The sequence below is a fragment of the Azospirillum sp. Sh1 genome, from assembly GCF_008365135.1.
Classification (GTDB): Bacteria; Pseudomonadota; Alphaproteobacteria; order Azospirillales; family Azospirillaceae; genus Azospirillum; species Azospirillum oryzae.
Genome location: NZ_VTTK01000014.1, coordinates 85,099 through 108,547, shown reverse-complemented (window position 1 = coordinate 108,547; position 23,449 = coordinate 85,099). Strand labels below are relative to the sequence as shown.

Annotated in this window: 24 protein-coding genes; 12 read left to right on the top strand and 12 right to left on the bottom strand. The window is 67.0% G+C overall.

Features of this window, described 5'->3' with window-relative positions; genetic code table 11:
- Positions 1–75 precede the first annotated feature (75 nt).
- The 8 genes from FZ029_RS16320 (at position 76) to lexA (ending at position 6,260) form a co-directional block, all read left to right on the top strand.
- Positions 76–528: an STY0301 family protein gene (locus FZ029_RS16320; RefSeq protein WP_149270125.1), complete on the top strand. Its 453-nt coding sequence runs from the start codon at positions 76–78 to the stop codon at positions 526–528.
- Positions 529–688: 160 nt separating this feature from the next.
- Positions 689–1,297, top strand: a complete 609-nt coding sequence (locus tag FZ029_RS16315) for an aminodeoxychorismate/anthranilate synthase component II (RefSeq protein ID WP_149270123.1) — start codon at positions 689–691, stop codon at positions 1,295–1,297.
- Positions 1,294–2,328: an anthranilate phosphoribosyltransferase gene (gene trpD / locus FZ029_RS16310; protein ID WP_149270121.1), complete on the top strand. Its 1,035-nt coding sequence runs from the start codon at positions 1,294–1,296 to the stop codon at positions 2,326–2,328. Before FZ029_RS16315 ends, trpD begins: the two co-directional genes overlap by 4 nt.
- Complete coding sequence (gene trpC, locus FZ029_RS16305; protein ID WP_149270119.1) at positions 2,328–3,131, top strand: indole-3-glycerol phosphate synthase TrpC; 804 nt, start codon at positions 2,328–2,330, stop codon at positions 3,129–3,131. Before trpD ends, trpC begins: the two co-directional genes overlap by 1 nt.
- Before the next feature lie 4 nt (positions 3,132–3,135).
- Positions 3,136–3,609: a GNAT family N-acetyltransferase gene (locus tag FZ029_RS16300; protein ID WP_149270117.1), complete on the top strand. Its 474-nt coding sequence runs from the start codon at positions 3,136–3,138 to the stop codon at positions 3,607–3,609.
- Positions 3,606–4,100 carry a cyclic pyranopterin monophosphate synthase MoaC gene (gene moaC, locus FZ029_RS16295; RefSeq protein WP_149270115.1) on the top strand — a complete coding sequence of 165 codons (495 nt, stop codon included), beginning with the start codon at positions 3,606–3,608 and terminating at the stop codon, positions 4,098–4,100. The genes FZ029_RS16300 and moaC overlap by 4 nt, the downstream gene beginning before the upstream one ends.
- A gap of 4 nt (positions 4,101–4,104) precedes the next feature.
- Positions 4,105–5,334, top strand: a complete 1,230-nt coding sequence (gene glp, locus FZ029_RS16290; protein ID WP_149270113.1) for a gephyrin-like molybdotransferase Glp — start codon at positions 4,105–4,107, stop codon at positions 5,332–5,334.
- A 200-nt stretch (positions 5,335–5,534) separates the two neighbouring features.
- Entirely contained in the window at positions 5,535–6,260 is a 726-nt protein-coding gene (lexA, locus tag FZ029_RS16285) for a transcriptional repressor LexA (protein WP_149270111.1), read from the top strand.
- 121 nt (positions 6,261–6,381) lie between these two features.
- On the opposite strand, the gene FZ029_RS16280 is transcribed toward lexA, so the two are convergent.
- Positions 6,382–8,535 carry a ComEC/Rec2 family competence protein gene (locus tag FZ029_RS16280; protein WP_149270109.1) on the bottom strand — a complete coding sequence of 718 codons (2,154 nt, stop codon included), beginning with the start codon at positions 8,533–8,535 and terminating at the stop codon, positions 6,382–6,384.
- A 156-nt stretch (positions 8,536–8,691) separates the two neighbouring features.
- Between FZ029_RS16280 and gltX the strand changes: the two genes are divergently transcribed.
- The 3 genes from gltX (at position 8,692) to FZ029_RS33025 (ending at position 11,708) form a co-directional block, all read left to right on the top strand.
- The gene (gltX, locus tag FZ029_RS16275; RefSeq protein ID WP_149270106.1) at positions 8,692–10,098 is read left to right on the top strand and encodes a glutamate--tRNA ligase; all 1,407 of its coding nucleotides are present in this window, start codon (positions 8,692–8,694) and stop codon (positions 10,096–10,098) included.
- Between the two features lie 100 nt (positions 10,099–10,198).
- Complete coding sequence (gene gltA, locus FZ029_RS16270; protein ID WP_149197138.1) at positions 10,199–11,512, top strand: citrate synthase; 1,314 nt, start codon at positions 10,199–10,201, stop codon at positions 11,510–11,512.
- 22 nt (positions 11,513–11,534) lie between these two features.
- Positions 11,535–11,708, top strand: coding sequence for a hypothetical protein (locus FZ029_RS33025; protein WP_158280154.1), 174 nt, complete (start codon positions 11,535–11,537; stop codon positions 11,706–11,708).
- Between the two features lie 9 nt (positions 11,709–11,717).
- Here the strand turns inward: FZ029_RS33025 and FZ029_RS16265 are convergent, their stop codons facing one another.
- Positions 11,718–12,116: a rhodanese-like domain-containing protein gene (locus FZ029_RS16265; RefSeq protein ID WP_149270104.1), complete on the bottom strand. Its 399-nt coding sequence runs from the start codon at positions 12,114–12,116 to the stop codon at positions 11,718–11,720.
- A gap of 100 nt (positions 12,117–12,216) precedes the next feature.
- Between FZ029_RS16265 and ftrA the strand changes: the two genes are divergently transcribed.
- Complete coding sequence (gene ftrA, locus FZ029_RS16255) at positions 12,217–13,245, top strand: transcriptional regulator FtrA (RefSeq protein WP_149270102.1); 1,029 nt, start codon at positions 12,217–12,219, stop codon at positions 13,243–13,245.
- Between the two features lie 12 nt (positions 13,246–13,257).
- Here the strand turns inward: ftrA and gloA are convergent, their stop codons facing one another.
- From gloA to FZ029_RS16205, 10 genes are all read right to left on the bottom strand, one after another.
- The gene (gloA, locus tag FZ029_RS16250) at positions 13,258–13,653 is read right to left on the bottom strand and encodes a lactoylglutathione lyase (RefSeq protein WP_149270101.1); all 396 of its coding nucleotides are present in this window, start codon (positions 13,651–13,653) and stop codon (positions 13,258–13,260) included.
- A 17-nt stretch (positions 13,654–13,670) separates the two neighbouring features.
- Positions 13,671–14,882 carry a lipid-A-disaccharide synthase gene (lpxB, locus tag FZ029_RS16245; RefSeq protein WP_149270100.1) on the bottom strand — a complete coding sequence of 404 codons (1,212 nt, stop codon included), beginning with the start codon at positions 14,880–14,882 and terminating at the stop codon, positions 13,671–13,673.
- Complete coding sequence (gene lpxI, locus FZ029_RS16240; protein ID WP_149270099.1) at positions 14,879–15,736, bottom strand: UDP-2,3-diacylglucosamine diphosphatase LpxI; 858 nt, start codon at positions 15,734–15,736, stop codon at positions 14,879–14,881. The genes lpxB and lpxI overlap by 4 nt, the downstream gene beginning before the upstream one ends.
- A gap of 12 nt (positions 15,737–15,748) precedes the next feature.
- A complete protein-coding gene (lpxA, locus tag FZ029_RS16235; RefSeq protein ID WP_109151385.1) occupies positions 15,749–16,543 on the bottom strand; it encodes an acyl-ACP--UDP-N-acetylglucosamine O-acyltransferase in 795 nt (264 codons plus the stop codon).
- A complete protein-coding gene (fabZ, locus tag FZ029_RS16230) occupies positions 16,540–17,022 on the bottom strand; it encodes a 3-hydroxyacyl-ACP dehydratase FabZ (protein WP_085089229.1) in 483 nt (160 codons plus the stop codon). Before fabZ ends, lpxA begins: the two co-directional genes overlap by 4 nt.
- Before the next feature lie 214 nt (positions 17,023–17,236).
- The gene (locus FZ029_RS16225) at positions 17,237–17,881 is read right to left on the bottom strand and encodes an OmpH family outer membrane protein (protein ID WP_149270098.1); all 645 of its coding nucleotides are present in this window, start codon (positions 17,879–17,881) and stop codon (positions 17,237–17,239) included.
- A gap of 1 nt (position 17,882) precedes the next feature.
- The gene (gene bamA / locus FZ029_RS16220; protein ID WP_149197144.1) at positions 17,883–20,222 is read right to left on the bottom strand and encodes an outer membrane protein assembly factor BamA; all 2,340 of its coding nucleotides are present in this window, start codon (positions 20,220–20,222) and stop codon (positions 17,883–17,885) included.
- Between the two features lie 27 nt (positions 20,223–20,249).
- Positions 20,250–21,383 (bottom strand): RIP metalloprotease RseP, encoded by a 1,134-nt coding sequence (gene rseP, locus FZ029_RS16215; protein ID WP_149197145.1) that lies wholly within the window; start codon positions 21,381–21,383, stop codon positions 20,250–20,252.
- A 36-nt stretch (positions 21,384–21,419) separates the two neighbouring features.
- Positions 21,420–22,628 carry a 1-deoxy-D-xylulose-5-phosphate reductoisomerase gene (locus tag FZ029_RS16210; protein WP_149270097.1) on the bottom strand — a complete coding sequence of 403 codons (1,209 nt, stop codon included), beginning with the start codon at positions 22,626–22,628 and terminating at the stop codon, positions 21,420–21,422.
- The gene (locus FZ029_RS16205; RefSeq protein ID WP_247892328.1) at positions 22,619–23,431 is read right to left on the bottom strand and encodes a phosphatidate cytidylyltransferase; all 813 of its coding nucleotides are present in this window, start codon (positions 23,429–23,431) and stop codon (positions 22,619–22,621) included. Before FZ029_RS16205 ends, FZ029_RS16210 begins: the two co-directional genes overlap by 10 nt.
- Positions 23,432–23,449 lie beyond the last annotated feature (18 nt).

Sequence of the window (23,449 nt, the reverse complement as noted above, 5' to 3'; positions counted from 1 at the left end):
CCCAAACGGCGCAAAAGGCCGGGGCGGCAGGCCCCCTGCGCTCACCGGCCAAACCCACCCTGAAGAGTCCGTCCGATGCGTCCGATCTTTGTTACCGCAGCGCTCCTGCTGGCCACGTCCGCCCCGGCGCAGGCCGCCGGCGGCCTGCAATGCCCGGCCGGACTGACGGTCCAGGCACAGCCCGACGCCCCCGGCGGCTGGTCGCCCTATCCCGGCCGCGACAGCCACGGATTCGCCGGCATCACCATCGTCGAGGGCGACCGCGCCAGCGAAATGACCAGCGCCGCGCCCGCCACCCTGGCTCCCGACCGCGAGGTCCGGCGCGGCCGCAGCATCGTTCAGGTCTGGGAGTTCACCGGCGCCCGGCAACGCAACGTGTTCCTGGTCTGCCGCTATCGCGACACCCAGGCGACGCTCGCCGCCGACCTGCAGCGCCACATCCGGCGCTGCACCCTGACGCTGGCGACCGACATCCGCGGCACCGTGCTGGACGACCCGAAGGCGCCGCCGCAGCTTGACTGCCGGTGAAGCGGCGAAGTTCTGCGCGGAGGCTGGAAATCCGCCCCCTCAGCCGCTAGGGTGTTCCTCGTTGGAACAGGGCCGGAACGGCCCCGCGTTGGAACAGGGCCGGAACGGTCCAGACGGCCCGGACGAAGTTGGCCGGGCGAAGGTGGAAGGCGGAAGGCGCATGCTGCTGCTCATCGATAACTACGACAGCTTTACCTACAACCTCGTCCATTACCTGGGCGAGCTTGGCGCCGACGTGCAGGTCCGCCGCAACGACGCCCTGACGGTGGAACAGGCGATGGCTCTCCGCCCCGACGGCATCGTGCTCTCCCCCGGCCCCTGCGACCCCGACCGCGCCGGCATCTGCCTGCCCCTGATCGACGCCGCCGCCGAGGCCCGCCTGCCGCTGTTGGGCGTCTGCCTGGGCCACCAGTCCATCGGCCAATCCTTCGGCGGCCGGGTGATCCGCGCGCCGGTCCCCATGCACGGCAAGGTCGACAACATCCGGCATGAGGGCCGCGGCGTACTGGCCGGCCTACCCAGCCCGTTCCGTGCCACCCGTTACCACTCGCTGATCGTCGAGCGCGACACGCTGCCCGCCTGCCTGGAGGTGACCGGCGAGACCGCCGACGGCCTGATCATGGCGCTGGCACACCGCGAGCTGCCGATCCACGGCGTGCAGTTCCATCCCGAGAGCATCGAGAGCGAACACGGCCACAAGATCCTGCAGAACTTCCTGGATCTGACCAATCCTCGCCTGGAGAACGCGGCCCTGGAGAGCGCAGCATGAGCGGCGATCTGTCCGACATGAAGGCCATCCTGGGCAAGGTCGCCACCGGCGCCGCCCTGACCGAGGCCGAGGCCGGCTTCGCCTTCGACATCATCATGTCCGGCAATGCCACCCCGTCGCAAATGGGCGGCTTCCTGATGGCGCTGCGCGTCCGCGGCGAGACGGTGGACGAGATCACCGGCGCCGCCCGCGTCATGCGCGCCAAGGCGATCCCGGTCGAGGCGCCTCCCGGCACCATCGACACCTGCGGCACCGGCGGCGACGGCGCCGGCACCTACAACATCTCCACCGCCGCGGCGCTTGTGGTGTCGTCCTGCGGCGTGCCGGTCGCCAAGCACGGCAACCGCGCCATCTCCTCGAAATCCGGGGCCGCCGACGTGCTGGGCTCGCTGGGCGTCAACCTCGACTGCGACTTCGCGCTGGTGCGCAAGGCGCTGTGGGATGCCCACATCGCCTTCCTGATGGCGCCGCGCCACCACCTCGCCATGCGCAACGTCGGCCCGACCCGCGTCGAGCTTGGCACCCGCACCGTCTTCAACCTGCTTGGACCGCTCGCCAACCCGGCGACCGCCAGGCGGCAGGTGCTCGGCGTCTTCTCCAAGCAGTGGGTGGAGCCGCTGGCGCAGGTGCTGAAGCGGCTGGGGTCCGAGGCCGCCTGGGTCGCCCATGGCTCCGACGGGCTGGACGAGATCACCACCACCGGCCCCACCACCGTCGCCCAGTTGAAGGACGGCGAGGTGTCGGTGTTCGAGGTGACGCCGGAGGATGCCGGCCTGCCCCGTGCCCGCATCGAGGACCTGAAGGGCGGCGACGCCCAGGTCAACGCCGAGGCGATCCACGCCCTGTTCGACGGGGTGCGCAGCCCCTACCGCGACATCGTCCTGCTGAACGCCGCCGCCGCCCTGCATGTGGCTGGCAAGGCCGCGACGCTGAAGGAAGGTGTGGCCATGGCCGCCGACGCCATCGACAGCGGCGGCGCCCGCGACCGCCTGCGCCGGCTGGTCGCCATCACCAACGAGGCGGTGGCCTGATGAGCGACGTTCTGACCCGCATCAACGACGACAAGCGCGCGCTGGTCGCCACCCGCAAGGCCGCCCGTCCGCTGTCGGAGGTGGAGGCTGCCGCGAAGGCCGCCAACGAAACCAACCCGCCGCGCGGTTTCATCCGGGCGCTCAGCGCCGCGGTGGAGGCCGGCCGCTATGGCCTGATCGCCGAGATCAAGAAGGCCAGCCCGTCCAAGGGCCTGATCCGCGCCGACTTCGACCCGCCGGCCCTTGCCCGCGCCTACCGCGAGGGAGGCGCCAGCTGCCTGTCGGTGCTGACCGACGAGCCCTATTTCCAGGGCAAGGACGAGTATCTGGTCGCCGCCCGCGCCGCGGTCGATCTGCCGGTGCTGCGCAAGGACTTCATGGTCGATCCCTATCAGATCGTGGAGGCCCGCGCGCTGGGCGCCGACTGCATCCTCATCATCATGGCGTCCCTGTCCGACGCCCAGGCGGCGGAGATCGAGGATGCCGCGCTTGCCCAGGGTCTGGACGTGCTGGTCGAGGTGCATGACCGCGCCGAACTGGACCGTGCGCTGCTGCTGAAAACGCCGCTGCTGGGCGTCAACAACCGCAACCTCAAGACGCTGGCCGTCGACATCGCGACGACGGAGGAACTGGCGGCCAACGTGCCGGCCGACCGCATGCTGGTGGCGGAAAGCGGCCTCTACACACCCGCCGATCTGGCCCGGATGGCGAAGGTCGGGGCGCGCTGCTTCCTGGTCGGCGAATCGCTGATGCGGCAGGCCGACGTGACCGCCGCCACCCGCGCCCTGCTGGCCCCGGTGTGATGCCATGACCAATGTGATGATCGCCGCGGAAAGCCCGCGCCAGGATGCGGTGATCGCTCTGGTCGCCGCGCTCGACCGCTATCTTCTGGACCTCTATCCGGCGGACACCTGCCACCTGCTGGACATCGACTCCCTGGAGGCGCCGGACGTCCGCTTCTTCGTCGCCCGCAAGGACGGCGTTCCGGTCGGCTGCGCCGCCCTGCGGGTCGATCCCGCCGGCTATGGCGAAGTGAAGCGCATGTATGTCGATGCCGCTGCCCGCGGCCACCGCATCGGCGACCGTCTGCTCGCCCGGCTGGAGGAGCAGGCGCGGGATGAGGGGCTGACCGCCCTGCTGCTCGAATCGGGCATCCACCAGCACGAGGCGCTGGCGCTCTACCGCAAGGCCGGATTCACCGACCGCGGCCCTTACGCCTGCTATGCGGACAACGGCGTCAGCGTCTTCATGGAAAAGCCCTTGCTGGAGACCGTCCGATGACCGGCTTCACCCACTTCGACGCCGAAGGCAAGGCGGTGATGGTCGACGTCTCCGACAAGGCGGAGACCGAACGCACCGCCACCGCCGCAGCCAGTGTGCTGATGCTGCCGGAAACCCTGGCGCTCATCATGCAGGGCGGGGTGAAGAAGGGCGACGTTCTGTCGGTCGCCCGGCTGGCCGGCATCATGGGGGCCAAGCGCACGCCGGACCTGATCCCGCTGTGCCACCCGCTGATGCTGACCTCGGTCAAGGTCGACCTGTCCTGCGACCCCGCGCGCAATGCCGTGGACGTGACCGCGACCTGCAAGCTTAAGGGCCAGACCGGCGTGGAGATGGAGGCGCTGACCGCGGTCACCGTCGCCGCCCTGACCGTCTACGACATGTGCAAGGCGGTGGACCGCGGCATGACCATCACCGACGTCCGCCTTCTGCACAAAGCCGGCGGCAAGAGCGGCGAATGGGGTGCCGCCGCCCCGAACGCTGGAGCATGAGCCGATGATCTCCGTCGCCGAGGCGCGCGCCCGCATCCTGTCGGCCTTCGCCCCTCTGCCGGCGGAGACCGTTGCCCTGCCCGACGCGCTCGGCCGCGTGCTGGCCGAACCGGTGGTCGCGCGGCTGACCCAGCCGCCCTTCCATGCCGCCGCGATGGATGGCTGGGCCGTGCGCGCCGCCGACATCGCCGCCGCGACCGCCGAGGCTCCCATCCCGCTGCGCCGCATCGGCGAATCCGCCGCCGGCCATGCCTACACCGGCAGCGTCGGCCCGGGCGAGGCGGTGCGCATCTTCACCGGCGCGCCCCTTCCCGACGGTGCCGACGCCGTGGTGATGCAGGAGGATTGCAGCGCCGACGACACCATCGTCCGCATCGGCCGCGCCGTGGTTGCCGGCCGCTTCGTCCGCGAAGCCGGCTTCGATTTCATCCTGGGCCAGGAACTTCTGCCGAAGGGCCGGCGCCTGACCGCCCGCGACATCGCGCTGGCCGCCGGCGGCAACGTGCCCTGGTTGTCGGTCCACCGCCGGCCGCGCATCGCCATTCTCGCCACCGGCGACGAGATCGCCCTGCCCGGCGATCCGCTGGGTCCGAGCCAGATCGTCAGCACCAACGCGCTCGGCCTTTGCGCCCTGGTGACCGCCCAAGGCGGCCTCGCCCACAATCTGGGGGTCGCCAAGGATACCCCGGAGAGCGTGGCGGCGCTGGCGAAGGGGGCCGCCGGCTGCGACCTGCTGGTCACCACCGGCGGGGCCGCCCATGGCGATTACGACCTCGTGCGCGACGTGCTGGCCGAACGCGGCGTGGCCCTGGAGGTGCAGACTGTGGCAATGCGACCGGGCAAGGCGCTGATGTTCGGCCGCGCCGGGTCGGTGCCTCTGCTGGGCCTGCCCGGCAACCCGGTGTCCACCGGTGTCACCGCCGTCCTGTTCCTGCGCCCGATCCTGCGCCTGTTGCAGGGGCTGCCGCCCGAGGACGACCGCTTGCCGCTGCGCGCCCGCCTGACCACCGCGCTGAAGGCCAACGACCGGCGCGAAGAGTATCTGCGCGCGACGCTCGCCACCAGCCCGGACGGCGCCCTGACCGTCACCCCCTTCGCCCGGCAGGACAGCGCCATCACCACCCTCTACGCCCAGGCCGATTGCCTGATCCCCCGCCCGCCCAACGCCGACCCGGAACCGGCCGGCGCCATGGTGACGGTGCTTCCCCTGACCGATGGAGCGCTCAGCATCTAGACTTGGCGACAGGCCCCCGAACGGCGGATTGAACAGTTGAACAACACCGCGAAGACTGTTTCACGGCGTTCCAAATGTTCCGTTCAAGTTCTAAAAGAAGCCGACGGGGGGCTTGACGCGCGGCAGGAACCAAACTAGAACATGGAGGCAACGTTTGGTTTTTGTTCCATCTTCAGTCTGGCGACGGCCGGGAGGCATCCATGCTCACGCGCAAGCAGCACGAATTGCTGCTGTTCATCCACGAACGGCTCGGCCAGGGCGGTGTCTCGCCGTCGTTCGACGAGATGAAGGACGCCCTGGGGCTGAAGTCCAAGTCGGGCATCCACCGCCTCATCACCGGGCTTGAAGAGCGCGGCTTCATCCGCCGCCTGCCCCACCGCGCCCGCGCGCTGGAGGTTCTCCGCCTGCCGGAAGGCCTGGACGCCGCCCGCAGCCGCAGCGCCGCGCCCAAGCCGAAGTTCCAGCCCAACGTCATCAAGGGCGATTTCGCCTTCGCCAGCCGCGACACCACGCCTCCCGCCGCGACGCCCGCCGCCGCCAACGAGACCGTTCAGCTTCCGCTCTACGGCCGCATCGCCGCCGGCACGCCGATCGAAGCTCTGCGCGACAACAGCGCCTTCGTCGACATCCCCGCCTCGATGCTGACCGCCGGCGACCATTATGCGCTGGAGGTTTCCGGCGACTCGATGATCGAGGCCGGCATCCTCGACCATGACACCATCATCATCCAGCGTTGCGACGCGGCGGAGAACGGCACCATCGTCGTCGCCCTGGTCGATGAAGGCGAGGTGACGTTGAAGCGCCTGCGCCGCAAGGGCAATACGGTTGCCCTGGAACCCGCCAACGCCGCCTACGAAACCCGCATCTTCGGCGCCGACCGCGTCCGCGTGCAGGGCAAGCTGGTCGGTCTGGTCCGCAAGTACTGAGGCCCTGTTGCCCCCTCCCCAACCCTCCCCCACCTTTGGTGGGAGAGGGAGTGAGCGGCAGAGCAGCGGAGTTCCCTCTCCCGCGAAGCGGGGGAGGGATAGGGAGGGGCAACAGCATCTCTCACCTCCCCCCGGTCCAAGGCCGGTCTCCCCTAAGCCCCCGCACGGTCTCCACCTTTATCCCTTCGGCCGTCACCGTCAGCGTATGCGCCCCTTCATGCCGCAGCGCCCATCGGTCGACGACCACGCCAGCCCGGCATCCCCGGGCCACCGCCGCCGTCACCACCGCATCCGCCGCTCCACAATCCTCGTCCAGCGAGTCCGGCAGCCGTGGCAACGCCAGCGTCTTCCCCCGTAGCCGGTACAGACACCCGAGAGCATCGCAACTCAGCGACCGCTCACCCTCGCTCCATCGCCCCGCCGCCGGCCAGGGATCCGCTGCCGTCCGCTCCCCGTCGCGTTCCCTCCAGGTCTCGGTCACCCGCCCGCCTCCCTTGCCCGAGGCACTGAGCCGCCCGTCCGGCAGCCTCACCGCCACCACCGTCCCGTCCCCCGCCACCAGCACATCCGGCCGTTCCACCAGCATCGGCGAGGCCAACCCCGCCAGGATCGGCAGCATCCCCAACCAGCGCCACCGCCGCCTCCATACACACAGCCACAGTCCGCCCGCCACCAGCGCCGCGAATCCCTCCGCCGGCATCGCCGGCACCGTCAGCGAGGCCCAGGGCAACCGGCCGAAGAACGCCGCGGTCCAGATCACCGCCCGATCGCCCCAGTTCATGGCGATCAACGCCGGCGCCTCCAGCCCGAAGGGCAGCAGCGCATAGGCGATCAGGCTCCACGGCATGACCCAGAAGGATGTGATGGGAATCGCGATCAGATTCGACAGCACGCCATAGAAGGCGATCTGCTGAAAGTGGAAGAGCGAGAAGGGCAAGGTCGCCAGCGTCGCCACCACGCTGGTCAGCAGGATCCCGCCGACATAGAACAGCCCGCGCCCAAGCCACCCCGCGTCGCGCCGCCACTCCGCCAGCCTGACACTGCCGCGCTCGAACGCCGCGATCAGCGCCACCACCGCCGCGAACGACATCTGGAAGCTCGGCCCCAGCATTCCCTCCGGGTCCATGGCGATGGTGACCAGACCGGCGAAGGCGACCAGCCGCATGCTCAGCGGATGGCGATCCAGCATGATCGCGCCCATCACCATGCCGGTCATCAGCACCGACCGCACCGTCGGCAACGGCGCCCCGACCAGCAACGTATAGGCCAGCGCCGACACGATCCCGAACAGCGCCGCGATCTTCTTGATCGGCCATCGCAGCGCGATATAGGGGACCGACGCCAGCAGCGCCCGCACCACATAGAACAGGATGCCCGCCGCGATGCCGACATGCAGGCCGGAAATCGACAGAAGATGCGCCAGCCCGCTGTTGCGGAAATCGTCCAGCGTCGCCTCCGGAATGCCGAACTCCTCGCCATTCAGCAGTGCGGTGGTGACGCTCGCCTCCACCGGGTCGCCGATCGCCGCCGCGACACGCTCCGCAATGGCTCCCCGCGCCCGTTCGAAGGCGATGGCGACAGTGTTCCAGCCCGTCACCGGCGGTGCCTCCACCTGCTCTACCGCCCCCGTGGCGAAGCCGGTTCCACCCAGCCCCATGAACCAGGCCCGTCGCTGGAAGTCGAAGGCTCCGGGTTCGGCCGGCGCCTGCGGCGGCAACAGCGTCGCCCGCAGCCGAACCACCGATCCCGGGACGGGCGCGGGATTGCGGTCGGACAGGCGGATTCTCAAGGCGGCCGGCGTCTGCTCCAGTGCCAGTCTGCTGACCGTCGCCTCGCGCAATGTGATCCGCACGGCACCCGGCCGCCGCTCCACCGCCATCACCCGGCCGGTGACGGTGGCGCCAGCGATGCTTCGGGCCAGGACCGGCGCCGCCATGCGGACCGTATGCGCCTGCGCCACCAGAAATCCGGCCGCCACCATCAGCAGAGCCATCGCCACTCCGGCCAATGCGAACCAGCGCCGCACCGCCAACAGCAGAACAACCGCCCCACCGACACCCGCGAGCCCGCCCCACCAGACCGGCTCCTGCCGCAAGCCGAAATACAGCGACACCCCCGCCCCGAAAGCGACAGGCAGCCACAGAACCCAACGCTCCCCCTCGGCCCCTGCCAATGCCGCGAGTCGCCCGCCCGCGCGCACCAACAGGCGCCGCCACCGTCCGCCGAGCGCCGGTGGGCCGTCCGCCGTCTCATCCGGCCAGCCGGCGGCAGTCACCGGCAGCGGCTTCCCGGCCCAGCGATGCCGCCCGCGGGCCCTTCAGCGACCGTCCATGCATGCATCGCATTGCCTCCAAGCCGGGTGGCTGTGTTAAACCACGATGTCGAACCACCGGCGCATCATACCAGCGCCGAACCGGAAATTGAGAGACCGATGACCGTCGTCACCCGCTTCGCTCCGTCGCCGACCGGCTTTCTGCACATCGGCGGTGGCCGCACCGCCCTGTTCAACTGGCTGTACGCCCGCAACACCGGCGGCAAGTTCCTGCTGCGGATCGAAGACACCGACCGGCAACGCTCGACCCAGGCGGCGGTCGACGCCATCCTGGACGGGCTGCAGTGGCTGGGCCTGGATTGGGACGGCGATGCGGTCAGCCAGTTCGAGCGCAAGGACCGCCACGCCGAGGTGGCGCACCAGATGCTGGCCGCCGGCAAGGCCTATCGCTGCTATTGCAGCCCGGCGGAGCTGGAGGAGATGCGCGCGGCCCAGAAGGCGGCCGGGCAGCCGATGCGTTATGATGGCCGCTGGCGCGACCGTCCCGAGTCCGATGCCCCTCCGGGCGTGGCCCCGGTGATCCGGCTGAAGGCGCCGCAGGAGGGCGAGACCGTCCTGAACGACCTCGTCCAGGGCGAGGTGACGGTGCAGAACGCCCAGCTGGACGATCTGATCCTGCTGCGCGCCGACGGAACGCCGACCTATCTGCTGGCTGTGGTGGTCGACGATCACGACATGAACGTCACCCATGTGATCCGTGGCGACGACCATCTGACCAACACCTTCCGTCAGATCCAGATCTTCAACGCCATGGGCTGGGACCTGCCGCGCTTCGGCCATATCCCGCTGATCCATGGCCCCGACGGCGCCAAGCTGTCCAAGCGCCACGGTGCGCTGGGCGTCGACGCCTACCGCGACATGGGCTATCTGCCGGAGGCGGTCCGCAACTATCTGCTGCGGCTCGGCTGGTCGCATGGCGACGACGAGATCATCTCGACCGAACAGGCCATCGAGTGGTTCAACCTGGAGAGCATCGGCCGCTCGCCGTCGCGCTTCGATTTCGCCAAGCTCGAGAATCTGAATGCCCATTACATGCGGCTTGCCGACGATTCCCGACTGGTCGGCCTGGTCGCCCCGCGCTTGGAAGCGGATCTCGGACGCGGCCTGAGCGACGCCGAACGCGACCTTCTGACGCGGGCGATGAATGGTCTGAAGCAGCGCGCCCGCACCGTGGTCGATCTGGCGCAGAGCGCACGCTTCTATGTCGCGCCGCAGCCGCTCAGCTATGACGAAAAAGCATCGGCGCTTTTGGACGAAAAGGGCCGCAATCTGTTGAAAGAACTGGCGGCGGCCTTCGCCCAAGAGCCGGAATTCACCGCCGCTGCGCTGGAATCGCAGGTCCGCGCCTTCGCCGAGGCACGGGGCGAAAAGCTGGGCAAGGTGGCGCAGCCGTTGCGCGCCGCGCTGACCGGGTCGACGGTGTCGCCGCCGATCTTCGAAGTGGCCGAACTGCTGGGCCGCGAAGCGACGCTTTCTCGCATTCGCGATGCAGCGGGTGCAGCATAATGGTCACTTCCGTGCGTTGCCATCGGGCAGCCTTGGAACTATGCTGCGCCGACGAAAAAAGGGCGCCAAGCCCGACCCTCAACGATAAGGACGTGCCGAGATGACCCAGACTGAGGACGGCAAGGACACCGTAACCCTCATCGACAATAAGACGGGCAAGCAGGTCACGATGCCGATCATGCACGGCAGCGTCGGGCCGAGCGTGATCGACATCCGCAAGCTCTACGCCGCGACCGGCTATTTCACCTACGATCCGGGCTTTACCTCCACGGGTAGCTGCGAATCGGGCATCACCTACATCGACGGCGACGAGGGTGTGCTGCTGCACCGCGGCTACGCCATCGATGAACTGGCCGAGCATTCGACTTTCCCGGAAGTCTGCTTCCTTCTGCTCAACAACCATCTGCCCACCGCGGCCGAGCGCACGGAGTTCGAGAACATCCTGCGCCGCCACTCGATGGTGCACGAGCAGCTGACCAAGTTCTACAGCGGCTTCCGCCGTGACGCCCACCCGATGGCGATCATGTGCGGTGTCGTCGGCGCCCTGTCGGCCTTCTACCACGACTCGCTGGACATCAACGATCCGCAGGCACGCAAGATCGCCGCGCACCGCCTGATCGCCAAGATGCCGACGATCGCGGCCATGGCCTACAAGTATTCGACCGGCCAGCCCTTCATGTATCCGCGCAACGACCTGTCGTATGCGGAGAACTTCCTCTACATGACCTTCGGAACGCCCTGCGAGCCGTTCAAGGTCAACCCGATCCTGTCCAAGGCGATGGACAAGATCTTCATCCTGCATGCCGACCACGAACAGAACGCCTCGACCTCGACCGTCCGTCTGGCCGGTTCGTCGGGCGCCAACCCGTTCGCCTGCATCGCCGCCGGCATCGCCTCGCTGTGGGGTCCGGCCCATGGCGGCGCGAACGAGGCCGTGCTGAAGATGCTGGAGGAGATCGGCTCGGTGGATCGCATCCCCGAGTTCGTCCGCCGCGCCAAGGACAAGAACGACAACTTCCGCCTGATGGGCTTCGGCCACCGGGTCTACAAGAACTACGACCCGCGCGCCCAGGTCATGCGCCAGACCTGCCACGAGGTTCTGGGCGAGCTCGGCATCAAGGACGAGCCGCTGCTGGACATCGCGATGGAGCTGGAGAAGATCGCCCTGTCGGACGAGTACTTCATCGAGAAGAAGCTCTATCCGAACGTCGACTTCTACTCGGGCATCATCCTGAAGGCGATGGGCTTCCCGACCAGCATGTTCACCGTGCTGTTCGCGCTGGCCCGCACCGTCGGCTGGATCAGCCAGTGGAAGGAGATGATCGAAGACCCGGTGCAGAAGATCGGCCGTCCGCGTCAGCTCTACACCGGCGACACCAAGCGGCCGTTCGTGCCGCTGGCCGAGCGTGGCTAACCGGCCCACAGCCCACATGGGAATGGGCGGCTCCAACGGAGCCGCCCAAGACCCGACTGCGTACATCGTTCCGGCCCGGCGGGTGCGTCTGCGCCCGCCGGCCAACGACAACAGGGCGCCGCTAGGCTGGCGCGTCCGCCGGCTGATCGTTTACCTGTTGATCCTGGCACTGATCGCCGGGATCGTCTTCATCTGAGGCGACGCCTCAGGTCTCACACTCCAGTGCGAAACCTTCGTCAATCCACCCCGTGATGCCGCCGATCATCAGTTTGACCGGCCGCCCGATCCTGGCCAGCCTCAAGGCGGCGCGATCTGCACCGTTGCAATGGGGTCCGGCGCAATAGACCACGAACAGCGTGCCGTCCGGCCAATCCACCATCCGCCGCTCGGTGATCTTGCCATGCGGCAGGTTCAGCGCTCCGGGCAGATGCCCCCGCGCGAACGCTGCGGGGCCGCGGACATCGAGCAGGATGAAGTCCCGGGTTCCCGATTTCAGCGTCTCATGAACGTCCCAGCAATCAGTCTCCAGCGATAGCCGCTTCGTAAAATGAGCCGCCGCCAACTCGGACGGCGCAGCAGGAATTTCGGTGACGAGACTGGGCATGGGATCCTCGTTGCTGGAGTCTAGTTGGAAGTGATGACCACATCATTCCAATCGCTCCTTCGACTGGAAAGTGGCGCAACTGCCAGCTATCGTGCAGATCATGCCAAACGCCACGCCCCCGCTTGTCGTAGCCCTCGCCTATGACGGCCTCTGCACCTTCGAGTTCGGCGTCGCCGTCGAGGTGTTCGGCCTGTCGCGCCCGGAACTCGGGCCGGATTGGTACCGCTTCGCGGTCGCCGCACTCGATGCCGGACCGCTGCGCGCGGTGGGCGGCATCCGCGTGGAGGCCGATGGCGGGCTCGACCTGCTCAACCAGGCCGACATCATCATCATCCCCGGATGGCGCGGCGCACGGGAACCGGTGCCGGGCGACCTGATCGCCGCGCTGTGCCGGGCCGACAAACGCGGTACGCGCATCCTGTCGATCTGCTCCGGCACCTTCGTTCTTGCCGCCGCCGGGCTTCTGAACGGACGCCGGGCGACCACGCACTGGCGATATGCCGCGACGCTCGGTGAACTCTACCCCGATATCCGGGTGATGCCCGACGTGCTGTATGTGGACGAAGGCAACATCCTGACTTCGGCCGGCAGTGCAGCCGGCATCGACCTCTGTCTGCATCTGGTCCGCCGCGATTTCGGACCAGAGGCGGCAAACAGCGTGGCCCGCCGTCTGGTCGTTCAGCCCCACCGCGAGGGCGGGCAGGCCCAATTCATCGAAACGCCGGTGCCGACCGCCCGCGAAGGAGCCCGCCTAGCCCCCTTGCTCGATCATTTGCGGGAGAGGCTGTCGGAAGAACACAGCCTGTCCGGCATGGCATCGCGGGCGGGGATGAGTCTCCGCACGTTCCTGCGCCGGTTCCAGTCCCTGACCGGCACCACGCCCGGCGACTGGCTGCTGACCGAGCGGCTGAGCCGCGCCCGTGACCTCCTGGAAACGAGCAGCCTGCCGGTGGAGGAGGTGGCGACCCTGACCGGCTTCGGCTCCGCCGCCACCCTCCGTCACCATTTCCGCCGCAGGCTGGGGCTCAGCCCGGCCAATTATCGCGAACGCTTCCGCCATGTGGCCGGGCCCGCGCCAACAAAAAAGGGCGCGGTCATCACCGACCACGCCCCTCCTCACGACCCTTGACCGAAGGGCCGCTCACTTCTTCTCGATCAGTTCCACCTTGTACCCGTCCGGGTCTTCGATGAAGGCGATCACCGTGGTTCCATGCTTCATCGGACCCGGCGGACGCGGAATCTTGACACCTTCGGCCGCCAGCTTTTCGCAGGTGGCATAGATGTCCGGAACGCCGAGCGCGATATGACCATAGGCGGTACCGATCTCGTACGGCTCCTTCTGATCCCAGTTATGGGTCAATTCCAGAACGGCGGTATCGGACTCCTCGCCATAACCGACGAAGGCGAGGGTGAAGCGGCCACCCTCATAGTCGTTGCGGCGCAGCAGCTTCATGCCGAGCAACCGCGTGTAGAAGTCCAGCGACTTCTCCAGGTCCAGCACGCGCAGCATCGTGTGCAGCAGACGAAATTCACTCATGGTCTCTGATCTCCCATTCAGGGCTTTCCCTCTTGGGGCCCATTCAAGCGTCGCTCCGCAATGACGTCCAGAACCGCACGGGCGGCCCGTTCGCTGGGCGGAGTGTCGCCTTGCCCCAACCAGCGGGCCACCTCGCCAACGCCATCGATCTGCGCCTGACGTGCCGCCGGATCGTCCAGCAGGCGCCCCAATTCGGTGGCCAGTCTATCCGGACGGCAATCCTGCTGCAGCAGTTCGGGAACCAGCATCCGATCAAGCATCAGGTTGACGAGGTTGACGTATTTCACCCGGATCAACCGACGATAGAGCGCGACCGTGACCGGATTGAGCCGATAGGCGATGACCGTCGGCAGCCGCGCAAGAGCCAACTCCAGAGAAACAGTGCCGGACGCGGCGAGTGCCGCTTCCGCCGCGGCAAAGGCATCGTATTTTTCAGCGTCGCCTTCCACCAGCACAGTTCGGACCGGCCAGTCGGCGATCGCCGCCGCCACCCGGTCGCGTACCGTGGCCACTGTCGGCACCACCGCCATCAAAGTCGGGTGGGAGGGGAGTAACCGCTCCAGCGTTGCACGGAAATCCGGCAGCAAGCGCGACACTTCGCCTTTGCGGCTGCCTGGAAGAACGGCGACCACGCGGTCTGCCGGTCCGATCCCATGACGATTGCGGAAGCCGACACCGTCGCCCTTCCCCGCTCCGCCCTCGACCACGGAATGGCCGACGAACGTGCAGGCCAGCCCTTCCCTTTCGAAATAGGGCGGCTCGAAGGGTAGCACGGCAAGCAGATGATCGTAGATGGCGGCATATTTCGCCGCACGCTTCGGCTTCCAGGCCCAGACCGTCGGTGCGACGTAATGGATCAGTGGGATGGAGGGTGCCGCCGCACGCACCTTCTTCGCCACGCGCACGGTAAAGCCAGGCGAGTCGATGCCGATCACGGCGTCGGGCTGTACGCGCATGACTTCCGCGACCGTCTGGTCGATACGACGGATCAGGTTAGGCAGGTGCGGCAGCAGTTCGAAGACGCCGAACAGGGTCAGTTCCGCCATGGGAAAGAAGCTGACCAGCCCCTCCGCCATCATCTTCTCTCCGCCGATGCCGACGAACCTCACCTTTCCGCTGGTCAGCCGCTTGGCCGCAGCCATCAGCCGGGCGCCCAGCGCGTCGCCGGACGGCTCGCCGGCAATCAGGAACAGCGTAGGACCGCCGTCGGCGGCAAGCGGGCCGCTCATTGCGGAATCTCGATACCGACAACGAACAGGCCGAGGCGATCCGCAGCCTCCGCCACCGCAGTGCGGTCCACCAGCAGGCTGCCGCCCGCCTCGATCGCGATCCCCCGCAGTCCGGCAGCCGCGGCCATTTCCACCGTGGTGACACCCATCGTGGGAAGGTCGATGCGGCGATCCTGCTTCGGCTTCTTCACCTTGACCAGAACACCACCGGTTCCCGGACGCGCCAATGCGGCACAGCGGGCGAGCATGGCGTCGGTTCCCTCGATTGCCTCGACCGCCAGAACGATTCCCTGCTGAACCACCGCACCCTGCCCGACGTCCAGCGCGCCCATTGCGCGGGCGACTTCGACCGCACGGGCGATGTCCCGCTCCGCGTCCGCATCGGGTGCGAGACGGCCGACCGGCCCGGCAACGGTCAGCAGATCCTTCAACAAATCATGCAATCCGACCACACGGAACCCATCCTCCTCGACCTCGCGCACAACGGCGCGCAGCAGACCGTCATCGCCGAGTGCGCGGGTGCCGACGCGGGCAAGGAAACGTGCGGTGCGCCAATCCGGCATCAGTTCGGTGAAGGAGGGACGCTTCACCGGACCGGCGAGAACGACCTCCCCCACGCCCTCCTCGTGCAGGCGCCGCAGGATCGTGCCGGCGGCACCGAAGCGGCTCCAGACATGGGGCACTCCCGCCACCGTCTCGGGATCGGTGTGTCCGTCGAAGGCAACGATGAAGACCTCGCGCCCCTGCCCGCGCACCGCGTTGGCGATGCGAGCCGGAAGCGTACCGCCGCCGGCCAGGATAGCCAGCTTCCGACCCGCTGCCGGCGATCCGGTGCCTTGTGTGGTATCGGCCATCGGCCGGTCGCCTCAGCTCTCGCGCGGCTGGCAGAGAGACCGGGCTTCCTTGGCCCGGATGAAGGAGAGAACGTCCGAAATCAATGCACGCTCGCCGAAATCGCGACCGACCTCATCCACCCGCTCGGCAAAGGTACCCTCCGGACCGAACAACATGCGATAGGCGGCACGCAGCGCGTGGATGTCGTCCTTCTTGAAGCCCCGCCGCTCCAGGCCGACCAGATTCAGGCCGGCCAGGCGGGCGCGGTCCCCCATGACCAAGCCGAAGGGAATCACGTCGTTCTCGACGCCGGACATGCCGCCGATCATGGCGTGGGAGCCGATGCGCACGAACTGGCGCACCGCCGACAGCCCGCCGATGATGACATAATCACCCAGCGTGACGTGACCGCCCAGCGTGGCGTTGTTGGCCATGATGACATGGTCGCCGACGATGCAGTCGTGGGCCACATGCGAGCCCATCATGAACAGCCCGTCGTCGCCGACACGGGTGATCATGCCGCCGCCTTCGGTGCCCGGGTTCATCGTCACATGTTCGCGGATCTGATTGCGCGCACCGATGACGAGTTCCGACGGCTCGCCGTGGAACTTCAGATCCTGCGGCCGGTGTCCGATGGACGCGAAAGGATAGATGACGGTTTCGGCGCCGATGCTGGTGCGCCCGTCGACCGCAACATGCGAAACCAGCCGAACGCCGTCGCCCAGCGTCACGTCGGGGCCGACGACGCAGAAGGGGCCGATGCTAACCCCCTCCCCCAGCTTGGCCGCGGGATCGACGATGGCGGACGGATGGATGGTCACGGTCATTTTTCGTCCAGGATCATGGCGGAATAGACGGCTTCAGCGACGAGGACGCCGTTGACCTTGGCCTCGCCCTTGAACTTCCACACGTTGGCGCGCTGACGCTGCTTGGTGACGTGGATGTGGATGGTGTCGCCAGGGGTGACGGGGCGGCGGAAGCGCGCCTCGTCGACGGTCATGAAATAGACCAGCTTGCCTTCCGCGTCGGGACCCAGGGTCGCCACGACCAGCACGGCGGAGGTCTGAGCCATCGCCTCGATGATCAGCACGCCGGGCATGACCGGGCGCGACGGGAAGTGGCCTTGGAAGAAAGGCTCGTTGATCGTGACGTTCTTCACGCCGGTGGCGCCTTCGCCCAGCGTCACATCGATCACCCGGTCGATCATCAGGATCGGGTAGCGATGCGGGATCATCTTCATGATCCGCGTGATGTCGATGTCGTCGATCTTATTGCTTTGCGCGTTGTTGTCCGCCGTCACGTCCATTGCCCGGCCGCCCGCCTTTCCACCAACCGATAGAATTCAGTATTCCCTGTTTCAGGGGAACGGGCACCGCCGTCCCCAAGGGGAACACCGGTGCCTTATTGTTTGCTCCGCCTTCTTGCCCCATTTCCGCGGCGACCGCAACCGCCGAACCTGGAAACGGAACAGGGCCGCCACCGTCCCGCTCGGGATGGCGACGGCCCCGTTCATACAAGCATCACTGCTTGGGGACGTTCAGCGCGACCTGCGGCAACTTCTTGTTCACGCGCTCCATCACCGCGTCGGTGACGTCGAGCTGCGTGTCGACCAGAACGAACTGCTGGCGGGCCAGAACGAGATTCGCGCCGCGCTCGCGGGAGATGTCGGCGACAACCTCGACCATCGTCTTGTGAACGACGGCCATCGCTTCGTTCAGGCTGGTCTCCAGAGCGCGCTTGCGGTTCTGGACCGTCTTCTGCACGTCGGCGACCTGCTTTTCGAAATCGCGGCGCTTGTTGGCAAGAGCTTCCGGCGACAGGACGGTCTGCTGCTTGCGCAGTTCGTCCTCGTTCTTGCGGAGCTTGTCCTCCAGCGCGGAAATTTCCTTCTGGTAGGAATCTCGCAGCGATTCGAAGGACTTGGTGATGCCCTTCGACGCGGCGGATTCCTGCATGATCTTCTGGACGTCGATCACGGCGATGACAGGCGCCTTGAGCTCCGCACCCGGACCCGGCACTTCGGCCTTCGGGGCGTCGGTCTTGGGCGCCGTTTGGGCCGGAGCCGCCTGGGCCATGGCCGAGGTCGCGGCAAAGAGGAGACCGGCAGCCGTAACGGCCGACAGGGCGGCGACGCGGAACGGCGTCTTCGACAGGGTGGATTGCATCTTAGAACCTGGTTCCGAAGCTGAAGCGGATAAGCTCTTTCTTGTCGTAGCCTTCCTTGCGGATCGGCAGGGCGACATCGAGCCGGATGGGGCCGAACGGCGACTTCCACGACACGCCGGTGCCGATGGAGACGCGGATGCTCTCGTCATCCTTCACGTTCGGATCGCTGATATCGACCTTGCCCAGCGTGCCGACATCGGTGAAGGCATGGCCAAGCAGACCGAATTCCTCCGGCAGGCCGAAGGGGAAGCTCATTTCCACCGAGGCGCGGGCATAGCGCGTGCCGCCCAGCGCGTCGCCGGTCGAAATGTCGCGCGGGCCGATACCGGCGGTGTTGAAGCCGCGCAGGGTGTCGCCGCCGATGAAGAAGCGGTCGCCCAGGTCGACCTTCTTGCCGAGACCGTGGATGTAGCCGATTTCGCCGGTGGTGCTGAGCACCCACTGGTCCTCGCCGAGTGGCAGATAGTAACCGGCAGCCAGCTTGTTCCGCAGGAAGCGCACCGACCCACCGAGACCGGCGATGTCGTTGGTCAGGCGGACGAAATAGCCCTCGGTCGGCGTCAGCTTGCTGTTGCGGACGTCGTAGGTCAGTTCCTGTCCGATCAGCGAGGTCAGACGCTCACCGCGCTGCTCCTGGATGTACTTCGACGCCGTGGTCGGCACTTCCTCGATCAGCGTGTCCTGCAGCTGGTAGTAAACGCGCTGGCGCAGGCGCTCGGTCAGCGGATAGCCGAGGCGCAGGGCGAAGCCGGTGTTCTTCTCGTTGAACGAGCTTTCGTCCTGATAGTTGTAGCGCGTCCGGAAGACGTCGACACCGGCCGACAGATCGCGGTCCATGAAGTACGGCTCCGTGAAGGAGATATCGTACAGCTGGCGCCGGCCGGACAGCGTGGCGCCCAGACGCAGATCCTGACCGCGGCCGAGGAGGTTGCGTTCGCGGATGGAGAAGTCACCCAACGGACCGTCGGAGGTCGAGAAGCCCGCGCCGATGGAGATTTCACCGGTGGACTGCTCAGCGACGTCGACGTTGACGACGGTACGGTCCGGCGCACTGCTCTCGGACGTCGTGATGTTCACGCGCTCGAAGAAGCCGAGATCCTTGATGCGCTGCTCCGACCGCTTCAGCTTCGACGCGTTGAAGGGGTCACCTTCGGACAGCAGCATCTCGCGGCGAATCACCTTGTCGAGCGTCCGGACGTTGCCCGAAATATCGATGCGATCGACGAAGGTGCGCGGCCCCTCGTTGATCTCGTAGGTGATGTCGATGGTGTGGGTTTCACGATTGCGCGAAATCCGCGGACGGACATCGACGAAGGCGTACTGCAGATCGCCGACCGCGCTGGTCAGCTTCGTGATGGTGTCTTCCACCTTCTGGGCGTTGTACCAGTCGCCCTCGGTGGTGGTGACGCTGTTCTGCAGAACCGCGGGGTCGAGCTGCTTCAGCGAAGTCTTGATATCGACCTTGCCGAACTTGTACCGCTCGCCTTCCTCGATGGTAAAGGTGATGAAGAAATCCGATTTGTCCGGAGTCAACTCGGCGACCGCCGACACGACGCGGAAATCGGCATAGCCTTCCTTCAGGTAGAAGCGGCGCAGCAGATCGCGATCGTAGTTCAGGCGATCCGGATCGTAATTGTCATCCGACGACAGGAACCGCCACCAGGCGGATTCCTTGGTCTGGACGTTCTCGCGCAGGGTTCCGTCCGAGAAATGCTCGTTGCCGATGAAGGTGATGCCCCGCACGCCGGTGCGCACGCCTTCATTGATCTCGAACACCAGATCGACGCGGTTCTGGTCGAGCTGGATGATCTTCGGTTCGACCGTCGCGCCGAATCGGCCTTGCCGCCGGTAGATCTCCTGGATGCGCTGGACGTCGGACTGGACCCGGGTCCGGGTATAGACGACGCGGGGACGCAACTGGATTTCCTTCTCCAGCGTGTCCTTCTCGATGCGCCGATTGCCCTCGAACGCGATGCGGTTGATGATCGGGTTCTCCGCCACCGTGACCACCAGCGTATCGCCCTCGCGCTTCAGCACGACGTCGGCGAACAGGCCGGTGTTGAACAGCGACTTCAACGACTGGTCGATCCGGTCGGGATCGAACGGATCGCCGGGCTGGACGGTCAGGTAGGAGCGGACCGTGGAGGGTTCGATGCGCTGGGTGCCTTCGACCCGGATGTCGCGCACCGTGCCGCCACTGAACACCTGGCTGACCGTGGACCCGGTGACCGCCGGGGCCCGACCGGGCGAGGCGGCGGTTTGGGCGAGGGCGACAGACACCGTCGTCATGGCGCAGCCGGCCATCAGGCCCGCCACCAGAACTTTGCTCGACACCGGCAAATCACGCTCCCTGGCAAGGGGCTGGTTTTAGGAAACCAGTCCCCGGAAGAAATCGACCACGCGCAATTGAACAAGGTCGTTCCACGTGGCGAAGACCATGAGCGTTAATACCAAGGCCAATCCAATTCGGAAACCGTATTCTTGCGCTCGCGCTCCAAGCGGCCGGCCGAGAAGCTTTTCGATGCCGTAAAAAAGCAGGTGACCGCCGTCCAGCATCGGCACCGGAAACAGGTTGATGAGGCCCAGGTTCACAGACAGGAAAGTCATGAACCAGACCAGCGGATACCAGCCGGATTGCGCCACCTCGCCCGACATCTGGGCGATCCGCAGGGGGCCGCCCAACTCCTCCGTCCCGCGCGATCCCTGGACCATCTGGCCCAATGCGGTGAAGGTGCCGGTGATCATGCCTGCGACTTCACGTCCCGCCTGCCAGACGGCGGTCAGGGGGTCATGACGCATCATGCCGACGCTGCCGCGGCTGATCCCGAGCAGACCGATCTGGTGAGCATTGCCGAGTCGGTCGGTGACCGTCTGCGACTCCGGCGTGACGGTCAGGGTCATCACCCGCCCATCACGCTTCAGTTCGATGGCCAGCGGTTCGCCCGGGCGGATCGAAACGATCTGCCGGATCTCTTCGAATCGCTGAACCCCGGTACCATCGACCGACAGGATCAGATCACCCGGCTGGATGCCGGCGCGTTCCGCCGCACTGCCGGGCTGAATGCCACCGACGTCCGGCGGGGTGAAAGACTGGCCGGCGGTCATGAACAGCAGGGAAAGAACGACGATGGAGAAGACGAAATTCGCGATCGGTCCGGCCGCGACGATGGCTGCGCGCTGCCCCACCCGCTTGTGGTGGAAAGATACCGCACGCTCCTCCGCCGACATGGCGGTCAGATGGGCGCCCGGCGTGCTGGCCGGATCGGCATCGCCGAACATCTTGACGTAGCCGCCGAGCGGCAGTGCGCTGAACTTCCAGCGCGTGCCCGCCCGGTCGGTGAAGCCGAACAGTTCCGGTCCGAAGCCGATGGAGAAGGTTTCGATCCGCACGCCGTTGCGACGCGCGATCAGATAGTGACCAAGCTCGTGTACGAAGACGAGCACGGTGAGGACCAGCAGAAAGGCCAGCACCGAGGTCCAGAAACCGCCGATAACGTCCATATCAACCCTTGCGCCTTCCAGCGCCTCGAACGCGGATCATCGGCTGCCAACCGCCGTCGCACCGATGGCCGCAACGCGGCCGGCGGCATCCCGCCTCGCGTCCGCGTCGGCCTCCCGCACGGCGGCGAGATCGCGCAGCGGGCGGTGGGGCAACGCCGTCAACGTCTCCTCGACAATCCGTTCGATGTCGAGGAAGCCGATCCGGCGGTCGAGAAACGCCTGGACGGCCACCTCGTTGGCGGCACTGAGTATAGTAGGAGCGCCCCCCCCGCTTTGCAAGGCGGCCCGGGCCAGCCTAAGTGCAGGGAAACGCACGGGATCAGGAGCCTCGAAGGTCAGCGTCGCCGCCTTGACCAGATCGAGCCGCTCCGCCGGCGTGGCGATGCGGGCGGGCCAGCCGAGCGCATAGGCGATCGGCGTGCGCATGTCGGGTGTGCCGAGCTGCGCCAGAACCGAGCCGTCGACATATTCGACCAGCGAATGGATGACGGACTGCGGATGGACCAGCACGTCGATACGTTCTTCCGGGATGCCGAACAGGAAGTGGGCTTCGATCAGCTCCAGCCCCTTGTTCATCATCGTGGCGCTGTCGACGGAAATCTTGGCGCCCATGTCCCAGGTCGGATGGGCGACCGCCTGCTCCCGCGTCGCAGCGGCCATGAAGGCGCGATCCCTGGTGCGGAAGGGACCGCCGGAAGCCGTCAGGATCAGGCGGGCGACGCTGTCGGTGCGGTCGAAATCGAAAACCTGGTAGATGGCGGAATGCTCGCTGTCGACCGGCAGCAGCGTCGCGCCGTGGGCCTTCACCTCTTCCATCATCAGGGCACCGGCGCAGACCAGCACCTCCTTGTTGGCGAAGGCGACGATGGCGCCACGCCGGACGGCGGCGAGCGTCGGCTCAAGGCCGGCGGCGCCGACGATGGCGGCCATCACCCAATCGGCCGGACGTTCCGCCGCCGCGGCAACCGCTTCGGACCCGGCCGCGACCTCGATGCCGGTGCCGGAGAGAAGGCTCTTCAACTCGGCATAGGCTGCGGGGTCGGCGACCACGGCCAAGCGGGCGTTCAGTTGCCGGGCCTGTTGAGCCAGCAGAGAGACGTTGCGGTTGGCGGTCAGCGCCTCCACCGGAAAACGCTCCGGATCGCGGGAGACGAGGTCCACGGTCTGCGTTCCGACCGAGCCTGTCGACCCGAGGATCGTTACGCTGCGCGGCGCATCAGGCCCCGCTCCCGCTTTCACCACCATGACAGAACCGATCCAACGGCCGCGTGAAACAGGGCCAGCACCGGGGCCGCGGCCAGAAGCCCGTCGATGCGGTCGAGGATGCCGCCATGCCCAGGAATGAGCTGGCCGCTGTCCTTTACATTGTAGCGCCGCTTGACCGCCGATTCGAACAGGTCGCCGGCCTGCCCGACCACGGCGACGGCCGCGCCAACCGCCAAAGCGATGTCCGGGCGCGCCGTTCCGAAGGCGAGAGCCACCAGCCAGCCGAACAGGGCCGACGAGGCCATGCCGCCGATCAGACCGGCCCAGGTCTTCTTGGGGCTGATGCGCGGCGCCAGCTTAGGCCCGCCTATGCTGCGGCCCGCGGCATAGGCCCCGATGTCGGTCGCCCAGATGGCGATGAGGACGAACAGGAAGAGAGACAGCCCGGACTCCGGCAGATCACGCAGCCACATCAGGCCGGCCATGCCGACAGCGACATAAAGCACGCCAAACCCGAGAAGGTTGCGGTCGGCGCCGCCACCGACTATGGCGGTCAGAACGGCAAAGGCTGCCGCCACCCCCAGCCCGGCGGCCGGACCGGCGGCGATCTGCGCCATCAACGCGACGATGATGCCGACCGCCGCCATGATGCGGGCCGGCAAGCGGCGGGCGCTGGGAACGATGCTGGTCCATTCGGAGACGGCGACCACCGATCCGAAGGCAATCAGGGCATGGAACACCCAGCCGCCGATCCAGACGGCACCCAGCACGACCGGCGCCATGACCAATGCCGACAGGACGCGAACCTTGAGGTCCCCCGCCCTGGATGGCTTGGCCGGCACTGCGAGCGAATCCGGCGT